Origin of the sequence: Anaerobacillus arseniciselenatis (assembly GCF_001865995.1) — a bacterium.
Taxonomy (GTDB): Bacteria; Bacillota; Bacilli; order Bacillales; family Anaerobacillaceae; genus Anaerobacillus; species Anaerobacillus arseniciselenatis.
Genome location: NZ_MLQQ01000058.1, coordinates 79960 through 92868, shown reverse-complemented (window position 1 = coordinate 92868; position 12909 = coordinate 79960). Strand labels below are relative to the sequence as shown.

Sequence of the window (12909 nt, the reverse complement as noted above, 5' to 3'; positions counted from 1 at the left end):
CGATTCATCATAATAATTGACAGGTGTTAAGAATTAAAATGAAGGGGGCTGCGGAGCTACACGCTCAGCAACTCAAAACTCAAAACTCAAAATTTTTAATTTTACATTGTACATTAACATTAATCATGTTATAGTGTTTTTACACAAATTTCTAGAAATTTAAAATAAGTTCGATAATTTAATTAAATATTACTTATCAAGAGTGGCGGAGGGACTGACCCGATGAAGCCCGGCAACCTGTTTTAAACAAGGTGCTAATTTCAGCAGAACGATTTGTTCTGGTAGATAAGTTGAGGCAAAAACCTTTCCTTATCTGGAGAGGTTTTTTTTATTTCGTTGGTTAGCGGTTAGTTGGCTAGTTGGTTTGGGTAGAAATCTCGTGCGAACACCTAAAGCTAAAATTTTAAAAAAAGGGAGTGTTTATTTTGATAAAGGTAGGATTTTTAGGATTTGGAACAGTGAATTCAGGAGTTTATGAAGGGATTGTTGATTCGGTACATTACTTAGAACAGATTTTACAAGAAGAAATTTGTATTCAAAAAATTCTTGTAAGGAATAAAGCACAGTATTTGATTGGTAAACAGAAAGAAGTTGTGACAGATTCTCCTGAACAATTTTTTGCTGAACCGTTTGATGTAGTTTTTGAAGCAATGGGTGGAGAGCAACCAGCGCTTGAATATATTTCATTTCTTTTAACTAAAAAGATACCGGTGGTTACGGCTAATAAGGAATTAATAGCAAAGCACGGCCAGCTACTAGAAAGTATTGCTAATGAAAATGGTACATTTATTGGTTATGAGGCAACTGTAGCTGGTGGTATTCCAATAATTAATACTTTGCGAAGCCAATTACAGTGGACGGCTGTAAATAAAGTTTCTGGGATTCTTAACGGAACGACAAACTACATTATTTCGAAGCTGAAAAACGGAGATCGAACTTTTTCAAGTGTATTAAAAGAAGCTCAGCAATTAGGATTTGCAGAAGCTGATCCTACTGCTGATATCGAAGGTTATGATGCCCTATATAAATTACAAATTTTATGTAAGCTCTGTTTCGGTGTGTGGGTGAACGAGGATGCGTTTATTCGAAATGGAATGTCGCAAATAGAAAGTTGGAACTTTAATGTTGGCGCAACACTTGGTTTAAAATTGAAATATATCGCTGAGGCTTATTATGATGGTCATAAAGTTCAAGGAAATATTACTCCATGTTACGTGGAAAAAAAGCATCCGCTCGCAGCCATTGAAGATGAAAATAATGGTGTTTATATTCAAGGCGATTGGTTAGGAAATTTTCTCACATCCGGTCCAGGTGCAGGTAAAAAACCAACTGCTACAAGCATGATTGAAGATTACCTACATCAAATACAGAAGAAAGCTAAGTTTCAAGAAGTCAACAAGCGTTGGAAAGTGAATTCTTCAACAAATAAAGAATTTATCGTTTTGTATAGTGAAAAAAACGAGGAAGAAGTTTTTGAAAAGTTGAATGAGGTAACTTATAACATCGGTAATAAAGTTTATAGCGATAATAGTGAAAAAATAGCACTATTAATCATAGGAGGAAGGGAAGTCTTTTCTTTATTCAGTGAGCAAGAAGAAGTGCAGATTATCCCTGTGTTACGAATGATTGAATCAATAAGTGACATCAAAAGTAATGAAATTGAACAGCAGATTGTTTAATTAGTTGGTAATCATGAAATTCACTCACTTGAAAACAAAATAAAACAATGGTATTATAAAGGCAATACAATAGAGTCCTGAGATGTACGTAGGATGCTATACGTTTTGAGCCAACATTTTTAGAATGGGAGCCTGAAGTTTTGACTTGGCGTGCAAGCCTTCTTGAAAGGAAGTATTAAAAGTTGAACAGGGCACCCACCTGCGGAGAGCAGGTTCAAAACTAAGCAATTTAACGGCATATTGGGGCTCTATTTTTATTTAAAGATAAGAAATTATAAAAAAATTGGGAACTGTCTAGCTCTATGCGCCATCGGCTCGACCGCTTCAGACTTTCCCTTGCGGTCTAAAACCTGCCCGATACGGGAAGGTCTTCCACCGGTTTTCGCCGATATGCGGGCGCCTTGCGCTTTTCTTATAATGAACTACTTTTACCTAGGAGAAAGTGATAACCTAGGTTTTTTCGTGTGAAAGTTGGTTAGTTGGTTTGTGGTTTGTTTGTTAGGTCGAGAAGAGAAATCGAAAAACGGTATTTTCCATATTAGGTGGGGACAGTTACTTTCATTTCGGTTTTGTATGAAAAAAAGAATGAGTAATTTCCTGAACGAGCCTCTAAAACTCGATAGAGGTTTACAGCGAAGAGAGGGAAATTGCTCGTTCTTTTCCATGTTAGATGGTGACGGTAGTGCGTCATGAGCGTTTTGTATACTTAAAAACAGAATTGGGAAATTTACATTTAATATAGCTTATGGTATATTCAAAATCGGAAAATATAGATTTCCTATTTGTTTATAAGACTTTAAATTAGTTGTATGTAAATAGGATTTGGAGGGAGCAAAAGTTTTATGTTACATCAGTTTTCTAGAAATGAGCTTGCTATTGGTCATGATGGGTTAGGAGTTTTAAAAAATAGTACGGTTGCAGTTCTCGGTATTGGCGGTGTCGGGTCTTTTTCGGCAGAGGCTTTGGCACGTTCTGGAGTGGGACGACTTATATTAGTAGATAAGGACGATGTCGATATTACAAATGTTAATCGTCAAGTACATGCATTACTTTCTACAGTAGGTCAGCCGAAAGTAGATTTAATGAAGGATCGTATTGCAGACATAAACCCCGAATGTGAAGTCATTGCTTTAAAGATGTTTTATACAGAGGAAACGTATGAAACATTTTTTGAATATGGTATCGACTTTGTGGTTGATGCCTCAGATACGATTTCTTATAAAATTCATTTAATGAAGGAATGTTTAAAGAGAAATATCCCAATTATTTCGAGTATGGGTGTAGCGAATAAAATGGATCCTACGCGGTTGAGAATAGCAGATATATCTAAAACGAGCTATGATCCAATCGCTAAAGTAATTCGCACAAAATTACGTAAACAAGGAATTCATAAAGGAATTAATGTTGTATTTTCAGACGAACAACCGATAAAAATTCGTGAAGATATTCGAAAAGAAATTGTATCAGATGCACAAGAGGAATCTCCAATTCGCAAAGCGAAAATGCCACCATCATCAAATGCTTTTGTTCCTTCAGTGTCAGGTCTGATAATGGCAGGACATGTAATTACTTCCCTATTAAAAGATATAGAAATACAGAGGTGAATTATCGTTTACAAGCTCGTCAACCGGCGAGCTTTTTTTCATGCCGTTTGGTCTATTGTCTAATTTTCCCACATTCTATTTGTGTGATTGCACAAAAAACAAGCGTAATAACCATGTAGATTTCTTACTAATAACTGAATAGTTGCTACGTTTAAAGTTTTATTTAAAGAACGCATTGATAATAATTTGAACGTTACTTATAATGAAAGTGCTTACAGGACTCGTCAGATGATCAGAAGGTAAGTTAATTTTAATAAGAGGGGGTAAGCAAGTTTAGTTAAGGTGGTTTGGTTAATATTTTATTTTTCAGTATGAACTAATATGGGGGAGTTATTATGCAATTATTAGCAGCATTTAGTGCCATTATCGCACCGTTTTTATTTTTAGTTGTTTTTAGAATGCCAGCAAAAAAAGGGATGCTATTTAGTGCATTGATCGTTATTTTCTTCGCATTCACAGTATGGGGGCTAGATTTCAATATCTTAACTGCGTCGATTTTACAAGGTGGACATAGGGCGATAACGATATTATTTATTTTATTCGGAGCGATTGTTCTATTAAACACGCTAAAGCATACAGGCGCAGTTGATAGAATTAATGAGGGCTTTAGAAATATTTCGCCAGACATGCGTGTTCAAGTAGTTATCGTTGCTTTTCTTTTCGGGAGTTTAATTGAAGGGGCGGCAGGTTTTGGAACACCAGCAGCAGTAACTGGGCCTTTACTTGTTGCACTAGGGTTTACCCCTTTAGCAGCAGCTGCAACGGCACTTATTGCCGATAGTACTGCCGTTTCGTTTGGTGCTGTTGGTACGCCAGTTATTGTTGGTCTAGCTAACATTGAAGGTGCAGGCTTAGCAATGTTTCAAGACGTTGCAATTTTAATCACATTAATGGATTTATTAGTTGGTACATTAATTCCATTTATTTTAGTTCTTGTTTTAACAATTGCTTTTGGAAAGAAAAAAGGGTTATCAAGTGCATTTTCACTTTTACCGTGGACATTGCTTGTAGGTGCATCTTACAGTATTTCAGCAGCTGTATATGCTTGGGCATTCGGACCAGAATTCGTTTCGATTTTAGCTTCAATTACTGCTTTAGCTGTTGCTACTATTACGGCAAAGAAAAATATTCTTATTCCGAAAGTTGTTTGGCAAGACGCTCTTGCGGAAGGCTTTAAAGTTGAAGAGAAAAAATCAGAAATGAGTCTGTTATCTGCATGGAGCCCGTACTTTGTTGTTGTTGCTTTACTTCTATTAACAAGAATTGTTCCGCAAATTCAGGAGTTTGCACAAACAGCTATTGACTTAAGTTGGAACAACGTAATGGGGATAGAAGGGGTCAGCTCAGCATGGCAAGTTCTGTATTCACCAGGGGCTGTTCTTACGTTAGCTGCTATCATTTCGGTATTTACACAAAGAAGTAAATTTTCAAGCTTTACGAAAGCGTCGAAAGAATCGCTTGGATCTGTTAAAGGTGCAGCATTAGCACTTATTCCGACATTAGCACTCGTACAAGTATTCTCTAACTCAGGAATGAATATGAACGACCTCGTCAGTATGCCGGAATATATCGCGCTATCATTAGCGACAACACTCGGAGGTGCATGGCCGTTAGTTGCTCCTTATGTCGGTATACTAGGTGCGTTTATTACAGGTAGTGCAACGGTATCAACACTTACTTTTGCGCCAATCCAGTATAGTGTAGCGATGGAGACGGGGTTAAATACAAACATCATTTTAGCTCAACAAGTAGCTGGTTCAGCAGCTGGTAATATGATTTGTGTACACAACGTTGTTTCTGCATTAGCGGTTGTTGGACTTGTTGGTAAAGAAGGAGAAGTTATCCGAAAAACATTAGCTCCTGCATTGGTGTATGGACTGTTGATCGGTATCGCTGGTACTGTATTACTAATGATTATGTAAGAAATTAATATTAAAGAAGAGGGGGGAGATAACTCCTCTTCTTTTGCTTAGGTATAGGGTAAAATAAAGATGTAATATAGTTGAACTTTTACTAATTTAATAGAATTTTTTTCAAAACAACAAGGTGCTTTTTTGAAAAAAGTATTGTTACCTAACCTACAATTGAACTATAATAGGTTAGGGATACAATATTAGTTTATAGTTATTTTCAAAAAACGAATATCTTTTTATTCGTTTCATTAATACTCAGGTCATCTGATGACCGGGTCACCTATTAAAATTTAGGGGGAAAAGACAATGAAAGTTTCGTTATTTTTAACTTGTTTAGCAGATGTTGTTTATCCAGCGTCTGTCGGTAAAAGCACAGTTGAAATACTTGAGCGTTTTGGGTGTGAGGTAGATTTTCCGAAAAAACAAACGTGCTGTGGACAGCCAGCCTTCAATAGTGGCTATCACCGTGAAACAAAAGATGTTGCAAAGCATATGATTAATGTTTTTAAGGATGCGGAGTACGTAGTATCACCATCGGGATCATGTACAACGATGTTACACGAGTATCCGCATTTATTTGAAGATGACCCAGAATGGAAGCAAAAAGCAGAAGAACTGAAAAACAAATCTTTTGAATTAACACAGTTTCTCGTAGATGTTTTAAACGTGAAAGATGTAAACGCTAAACTAAATGCGAAAGCGACATATCATACATCTTGTCATATGACACGCTTATTAGGAGTAACTGAAGCTCCTATGACTTTATTAAAAAATGTAGAAGGCTTACAATTTACTGAACTACCACATAAAGAACAGTGCTGTGGTTTTGGTGGAACTTTCTCAGTGAAAATGGTACCGATTTCAGAACAAATGGTCAATGAAAAAGTTCAACACATTGAAGATACAGATTCAGAAGTGTTAATTGGTGCAGATCTAGGTTGTTTAATGAATATCGGTGGTAGAATTAATCGTCAAGGTAAACCGATTAAAGTAATGCATATTGCAGAAGTATTAAATAGTCGATAAGGCGGTGAGATAAATGGCAATAAAAACTGGAGATGAAAACTTCTTTACACGAGTTGATAAAGGAATTAATAACGAGTTTATGCGTAAAGCAGTTGCTACTGCACAAGGACGTATTGACGGTCGCCGTCGTGATTCAATTAGTTCTCTAGGAGATTGGGAAGAATGGCGAAATCATGCTGAAGAAATACGTCAGCACACACTGGAAAACTTGGACTTTTATTTAGAACAGTTAGCTGAAAACGTAGAAAAAAGAGGCGGGAAAATCTTTTTTGCTGAAACAGCTGAAGAAGCAAATGAATATATCAAAAATGTTGTTTCAAGCAAAAATGCAAAAAAGATTATTAAATCAAAATCAATGGTCACTGAAGAGATTAGTATGAATCAAGCACTTGAATCTATTGGCTGTGATGTCGTAGAAAGTGACCTTGGTGAGTGGATTTTACAATTAGATGATCATGATCCACCTTCGCATATTGTTGTACCTGCTCTTCATAAAAATAGAGAGCAAATTCGCGAAACGTTTGAAGATAAAAGAGGTTATAAGAAAACATCTAATCCTGAAGAAATGGCGCTTTTTGCGAGAGAACAGTTGCGTAAAGATTTCTTGGAAGCAGAAGTAGGTATTACAGGATGTAACTTTGCCGTTGCAGAATCTGGTTCTATTTCTCTAGTAACGAACGAAGGAAATGCTAGAATGGCAACGACGATTCCGAAAACCCAAATTACGGTTATGGGAATGGAAAGAATTGTCCCTACTTGGGAAGAGCTAGACGTCTTAGTTAGCATGCTCGCTCGTAGTGCAGTAGGTCAAAAGCTTACAAGTTATGTTACAGGTTTAACAGGTCCGAAAGATGAAGGCGATGTTGATGGTCCAGAAGAGTTTCATTTAGTTGTTGTTGATAATGGAAGATCGAAAATTTTAGGAACACAATTCCAATCAGCTCTTCAATGTATTCGCTGTGCAGCCTGTATAAACGTTTGTCCAGTTTATCGCCATATCGGTGGCCATTCTTATGGGTCAATTTATCCAGGACCAATCGGAGCGGTTTTAAATCCGTTATTAGGCGACTATGACGAGTGGAAAGAGTTACCATATGCTTCAACGTTATGTTCGGCGTGTACAGATGTGTGCCCTGTAAAAATTCCGTTACACAATTTATTAATTGAACATCGTAGAATGATGGTCGAACAAGAAGGAAAAGCTCCTTTTGCTGAAAAGTTAGCTATGAAAGGTTACGCTTTTGCCGCGTCTTCTCCAAGTATATATAATATGGGAACAAAAACTGCTCCATCGGTCATGGGTCCTTATTCAAACAATGGTTTTATTACAAATGGGCCAGGACCAGTGAAGCTATGGACAGATATTCGTGACCTTCCTGAACTAAGTAAAGGTAAAGACAAGTTCAGAACATGGTTTGAAAACCGTGATAAAGGAGGAAACTAACATGTCGGTTGTAAAAACTAATAATAAAGATAAATTTTTAAATAAAATTGCAAACTCGCTAGGTAGAGAGCGTAAAACGGAAGGTGTTGCTCGTCCTAAGTGGAAACACCAACCGCAGTATGAGGTATTTAAAGGAATGAATCAAGACGAATTATTAGAGCAGTTAGTAGAACAATGCGATCGAATTCATACTACTGCAAAGGTAACGAAACTTGAAAATTTACCAAATGTTTTAAAAGAAGTAATCGATGAATTAGGTGGAAAGTCGATTGTAAACTGGAAAGATCCACGCTTTGATGAATATAACTTAAATGATATTTTTGAAGAGTTTTCTAATGAAGAAGGCAATGAATTTCACGTTTGGGATTCAACAATGTTTGAAGAAAATATGAAAATTGCTGAACGTGCAAACATTGGAATTACTTTTTCTGACATGACTCTAGCAGAATCAGGGACAGTGGTTTTATTAAGTGATAAAGGTAAGGGGCGTTCAGTAAGTTTATTACCAGCTACTCATGTGGCGATTATTCCAAAGAGTACAATTGTACCAAGAATGTCTCAAGCAGCGAGAAAGCTACATGAAATGGCTCAAAAAGGCAATGTACCTTCATGTGTTAACTTTATTTCAGGCCCAAGTAATAGTGCTGACATTGAGTTAAACTTAGTTGTCGGTGTACACGGTCCGATTAAAGCTACGTATATTATTGTAGAAGATAAATAGTAGATCGCAAGCGAGACTAGAACAGGCTCAGTCTCAAAATAAAGTATTAGACATTTATGAGGCATAGAAAAGAGGCTGGGACAAAATAAAGTGTCAGACACCGCTAGGCACCAAATATAGACATTCGATTAATCTTTCTTGTCTATATTTAGTACGATCCGCGTGGTTTCAGATACTTTTGTCCCAACCTCTTTATGTTATTATTTTGCAATTTTTTCTAGATTTCCGTTTTTGTCCATTTTAAACTTTGGTGCTGTTTGAATTTCCTCTTCTTCATCTTGTAATAAAGCCATTCTTCTCGCGCGATTCATAATTTGAATTAACGATTGATAGTCTTCTTCGACGACTTTGTAGTCATTTTCCACTTTTGATAGCTTCGTTTCTAACTCTTTTTTCTCAGTCATTAATTGTAAATTTTCTTTCATTAATTTCTCGTTTTCTCTCTTTAATTGTAACGAGCTACCTTCGTTCGTAGCTAACGATTGAATAAAGTTAAGAACATCACCTAAATTAATACTTTGCCCGTGAGTAGATCTCTCGTTACTAACATCGGTCGTTGTATCCGAAGCTGTTTGCATTGGAGCTTGGATGGACGTTTGCATTTGCGTATTCATTTTAGAATGGATCGTCGTAGGTCTATTGGATAATCTTCGTTTCATTTCTTTTCTTTGTTTTTTTGCTAGTTTTATTGCTTCATTGTACTGATTTCTAACAACTGCATTCCAACGAAATCCACATGCTGCAGAGGTACGATTTAGTTCATCGCCAACCTCATCAAAAGCTTGTAATTGAGTGCCGCCTTCTCTAATGTGTCTTAATACTGTTTCTGCTAGTAAAAGATCATCTTCTGATGACCAAGCATCTTGTCTAATTTTCATATTAAATCATCTCCTTAAAGTATGTTTCTATTTTTCTAGGCAATTTTTTGTTAAGTGAAATTGTTAATTATTTACTAATACTTTTGCCAGCTTTTAAAAGAAATATACATAGCTTTACAGAACTTTTATAAGATTCTTGTTAAACTAATGGGAATTATCTCGCAAACTACTTATGAATGAGGAAATTCTAATAGCTGTAATGTTGTTTATGTTAGGATACAATAATAGATGTAGTTCATTGTTTTTTCATATAAAAGTTGGGAAATTTGCTTGTTGGAAGGTCGAAAGTCGGGAAAGTTGGAAAGAAAACAACGAACTTTTACATCTTAGATGCTGACGATTATCGTCATGGAGGTTTTGTATATAAAAAAGGAGGGCGATTTTCTGAACGAGCCTCTAAAACTCGATAGAGGTTTACAGCGAAGAGAAGAAAAGCGGCCGACTTTTACATTTAGATGTTGTTCACGGTTGTGCCGTCATGTTAGTTTTACATGAAAATATATAGGAGTGATTTTATTGAATCCATGGGATAAAAAATTTAATGAAGAAGGATATTTCTTTGGCACAGAAGCAAATGTGTTTATTAAAGAGTGGGGCAAGAGGATTAGTAAAGGGAAAATCCTTGCAATCGCAGAAGGAGAAGGTAGGAATGCTACTTACTTAGCAAGCCTAGGTCATCACGTAACTACATGGGATTATTCAAAGGTAGGTATTGAAAAGACATTACAGCTAGCGAGTGAGAAAGGTGTAACTGTAAATGCAAAGTTAAATGACTTGGAAATAGTGGAGTGGGATGAAAATAAATGGGATGCTATTGTAAAAGTATTTGGTCATTTACCACCTGAAGTAAAAACGAAGACTTTTGCAGGGATTAAGAAATCATTAAAACCTGGTGGATTATATGTAACCGAGGTTTATTCGACGAAACAAATTGAATATGGTACTGGTGGACCTAAAATAACTGAGTTGCTTTATGAGCCTAAAATGTTTTTAGAGGCCTTTAGTGATTGGAAATTTATTCACTTTTTCTATGGTGAAGTTGAGCGTTATGAAGGGGAAAATCATACCGGACTATGTCATGTAATACAAGCGGTGATTCAAAAACCTCTAGTAGGAAGGGAAGACATCTAAACAGTAAAGTACTCGTCTATTATTTCTAATAAGAAAAAACCTTTCGGACTGCTTTCCGAAAGGTTTTTTGAAGGGATGGTAGTTTACATTAATAAGTTGTTTTAGTTAAGTAGTTCCATTCCTTGTTGGATTAGTGCGTCAGCGTTATCGAGAATTCTGTGTGCTTCTGGCGCATTGTGGAACCCATTGCTGTTTTCAACCCAAACGTAATCCCAGTAAAATTGTGCTTCTCTATGAATGGCTTGGATTTCTTCAAGTTCTGCACCAGCAAGGCTGCCATCTTCAATCTTAGCTCCTACTTGGTTAATAAACTCTTCTAAATCATAACCAATTCTGTTTTGTTTTTCATAAACATCTTTTTGTACACCTTCTGTTCTTGCCACAAGCTCATCTGCACTCGTACCGCCGTGACAACTTAGACAAGACTCTTCAACATGAAGTAGTGGACTCATCTTTTGGTGAGAAGTAAATTCTTCACCATTTTCGTCTGTGAATGTTGGCATATGACAATCGTTACAACCTACGCCCATCTGTGCATGCACAGATAATTCTTTACCTTCATAATATAACTCATATTCTGGATGTTGAATTTTAGCAATTAAAGCACCAGTAATTTCATGCTCCCACTCATCGGAACGTATTTCAGCGTTGTAATGCTCAAGTTGAGCTTCAACAGTCATACCTGTCGACCATGGGAAAGTGATTTTAGTTGTTTCAGCATCAAAGTGATAGTTAACATGACATTGTGCACATGTTAAATCTGCACGATCTCTAGGATCGTTTGTATAGCCACCGTGATCAAGTGCCTCATAAACGTAATCCCTTGGAACATTTAAAGAAGAACCGTCATTTTGATCATGACAATCTAGACAGCCGATTGTGTTTTCTCCAACAACGTCAGCGTATGGCTTACCCCAGAAGTCATCTCCATACTTTTCCATACCGACTACAACATCAGTACTCTTACATGATAAACATGCAGCTCTTCGCTGATTTTCCCAGTCAGGAAGTCTTTGTGTTTCGTTTACACTAGTTAAAGCATACATATGTCCACGTGATCTATTGTAATCAACAGAGAACGGGAAGCCAGCGTAATTTGTTACTAAAAATGGATATATTGTTAAATAATCTTGGAGTTCACCGTTATCGTCAAGTGCACCTCCATAAGTTGTTGTTTGTAACTCTTTCGTTTGTGTCCATGTAGCGTATTGAGCTGGGAAATATGGCGCCCAATTGTCAGAATTAGCTGCTTCTTCGATTGATGAAAAGCCTGTGAATTGGGCTGGTTCATCTGAAGCTTCATCAGATCCCTCGTCAGAACCTGCATCAGGTTGTGAAGTATCTGCATCTGTAGGCTCAGTAGTTGTTTCTTCTTCTGTCGAACAACCTGTAATAACGAGTGCAAATGCTAAAAGTATTACTGCTAGAAATAATAAATGTTTCTTTAGCATGAAAATCTCTCCCCTTTAATAATTCTTCCTGAACAAGTGATTGTATGTACTTGTTGGAGTTAAATAAATTATAGTAAAAAGAAATTACATGCCTATAAATGAAATCTTACATTTTTGTTATATATTCTTACATTTTTATTTTACATTTTTACATAATTGAGAAAAGGTGAAAAATGTCCAGTAAAATTCTCTCTTTTGCTCCAAAATAATTCGAACTTTAGAGGCTTTAAGCGAACTTTACCGGACATTAACTGGCTAGATATTGAAGGCCCATCTACATGATTAAATAATAGTTAATATGAGTTTGTTACATTTTTTTCACATTTAGTCGGTTGCAAACTTGTATCCTACTCCCCAAACCGTTACAATTCTTGTTGGTTTGGCAGGATCGTCTTCTAACTTTTCTCTTATTCTTCTAATTAGTACAGTGACTGTGTTAGCATCGCCGACGTAATCACTATCCCAAATCTTTTGAAGTAGTTGTTCTCGAGTGAAAACTTGGTTTGGATGTTGCATAAACAATTTTAATAGTTCAAATTCTTTAGCAGTCGACTTAATCACTGTCCCGTTTACTTCAATTTGTCGACTATTAAAATCAATTTTTACACCACCGAGTTCTAGAGTGGGTTCAGAAGTTTGTGGTGATGTCGATTGACTTTGGCTTCGGCTTATGAGAAGTTGCGCCTCAGCAACCCTTCGCATGACAGCTTTTATTCTAAGGGCTAATTCTGAAGGACTAAAAGGTTTTGTCATATAGTCGTCGATTCCCATATGAAAGCCAACGGTTTTATCGACTAAATCGCCCTTAGCTGTGAGCATTATGATTGGTATATTTGTTTTGCTTTTGGCTAACCTACATACTTCATAACCGTCTAATTTAGGTAACATTAAATCTAAAACCATTAAATCAGGATTTTTTTCTTCTAGTTTCAATAATGCTTCTTCACCGTCGCTAGCGGTAATAACTTCATAATTTTGTTTCGTTAATGTTTGCTCCAATACTTTTAGAATTTTAGGTTCATCATCAACCACTAAGATTTTTTTCCCCTCGTTCATTTTGAA

General features: G+C 36.4%; 10 protein-coding genes, 1 other RNA gene and 1 riboswitch. Of the genes, 8 read left to right on the top strand and 3 right to left on the bottom strand.

Annotation, left to right across the window (positions count from 1 at the left end; genetic code table 11):
• The first annotated feature begins 190 nt into the window (after window positions 1–190).
• Window positions 191–292: riboswitch (SAM riboswitch) on the top strand.
• 133 nt (window positions 293–425) lie between these two features.
• From BKP35_RS18665 to BKP35_RS18635, 7 genes are all read left to right on the top strand, one after another.
• Entirely contained in the window at window positions 426–1679 is a 1254-nt protein-coding gene (locus tag BKP35_RS18665) for a homoserine dehydrogenase (RefSeq protein WP_071314892.1), read from the top strand.
• Between the two features lie 71 nt (window positions 1680–1750).
• Window positions 1751–1930, top strand: a non-coding RNA gene (gene ssrS, locus BKP35_RS18660) — 6S RNA.
• Between the two features lie 591 nt (window positions 1931–2521).
• Window positions 2522–3283: a tRNA threonylcarbamoyladenosine dehydratase gene (locus tag BKP35_RS18655; RefSeq protein ID WP_071314891.1), complete on the top strand. Its 762-nt coding sequence runs from the start codon at window positions 2522–2524 to the stop codon at window positions 3281–3283.
• A 335-nt stretch (window positions 3284–3618) separates the two neighbouring features.
• Window positions 3619–5205 (top strand): L-lactate permease, encoded by a 1587-nt coding sequence (locus BKP35_RS18650; protein WP_071314890.1) that lies wholly within the window; start codon window positions 3619–3621, stop codon window positions 5203–5205.
• Window positions 5206–5502: 297 nt separating this feature from the next.
• Entirely contained in the window at window positions 5503–6222 is a 720-nt protein-coding gene (locus tag BKP35_RS18645) for a (Fe-S)-binding protein (RefSeq protein WP_071314889.1), read from the top strand.
• A gap of 13 nt (window positions 6223–6235) precedes the next feature.
• The gene (locus BKP35_RS18640) at window positions 6236–7666 is read left to right on the top strand and encodes a LutB/LldF family L-lactate oxidation iron-sulfur protein (protein ID WP_071314888.1); all 1431 of its coding nucleotides are present in this window, start codon (window positions 6236–6238) and stop codon (window positions 7664–7666) included.
• 1 nt (window position 7667) lies between these two features.
• Window positions 7668–8387: a LutC/YkgG family protein gene (locus BKP35_RS18635; protein ID WP_071314887.1), complete on the top strand. Its 720-nt coding sequence runs from the start codon at window positions 7668–7670 to the stop codon at window positions 8385–8387.
• Window positions 8388–8587: 200 nt separating this feature from the next.
• On the opposite strand, the gene BKP35_RS18630 is transcribed toward BKP35_RS18635, so the two are convergent.
• The gene (locus tag BKP35_RS18630) at window positions 8588–9265 is read right to left on the bottom strand and encodes an RsfA family transcriptional regulator (RefSeq protein ID WP_071314886.1); all 678 of its coding nucleotides are present in this window, start codon (window positions 9263–9265) and stop codon (window positions 8588–8590) included.
• A 507-nt stretch (window positions 9266–9772) separates the two neighbouring features.
• Here BKP35_RS18630 and BKP35_RS18625 point away from each other — a divergent pair.
• Window positions 9773–10396, top strand: a complete 624-nt coding sequence (locus tag BKP35_RS18625) for a class I SAM-dependent methyltransferase (RefSeq protein ID WP_337959659.1) — start codon at window positions 9773–9775, stop codon at window positions 10394–10396.
• 101 nt (window positions 10397–10497) lie between these two features.
• On the opposite strand, the gene BKP35_RS18620 is transcribed toward BKP35_RS18625, so the two are convergent.
• Window positions 10498–11847, bottom strand: coding sequence for an ammonia-forming cytochrome c nitrite reductase subunit c552 (locus tag BKP35_RS18620; RefSeq protein ID WP_071314884.1), 1350 nt, complete (start codon window positions 11845–11847; stop codon window positions 10498–10500).
• 324 nt (window positions 11848–12171) lie between these two features.
• Window positions 12172–12903, bottom strand: a complete 732-nt coding sequence (locus BKP35_RS18615) for a response regulator transcription factor (protein ID WP_071314883.1) — start codon at window positions 12901–12903, stop codon at window positions 12172–12174.
• Window positions 12904–12909: the final 6 nt, after the last annotated feature.

Bases quoted from the DNA above. Each gene is read 5' to 3' on its own strand.
- BKP35_RS18655 (WP_071314891.1), top strand. From the start codon at position 2,522: ATGTTACATCAGTTTTCTAGAAATGAGCTTGCTATTGGTCATGATGGG.
- BKP35_RS18650 (WP_071314890.1), top strand. From the start codon at position 3,619: ATGCAATTATTAGCAGCATTTAGTGCCATTATCGCACCGTTTTTATTT.
- BKP35_RS18645 (WP_071314889.1), top strand. From the start codon at position 5,503: ATGAAAGTTTCGTTATTTTTAACTTGTTTAGCAGATGTTGTTTATCCA.
- BKP35_RS18640 (WP_071314888.1), top strand. From the start codon at position 6,236: ATGGCAATAAAAACTGGAGATGAAAACTTCTTTACACGAGTTGATAAA.
- BKP35_RS18635 (WP_071314887.1), top strand. From the start codon at position 7,668: ATGTCGGTTGTAAAAACTAATAATAAAGATAAATTTTTAAATAAAATT.
- BKP35_RS18630 (WP_071314886.1), bottom strand. From the start codon at position 9,265: ATGAAAATTAGACAAGATGCTTGGTCATCAGAAGATGATCTTTTACTA.
- BKP35_RS18620 (WP_071314884.1), bottom strand. From the start codon at position 11,847: ATGCTAAAGAAACATTTATTATTTCTAGCAGTAATACTTTTAGCATTT.
- BKP35_RS18615 (WP_071314883.1), bottom strand. From the start codon at position 12,903: ATGAACGAGGGGAAAAAAATCTTAGTGGTTGATGATGAACCTAAAATT.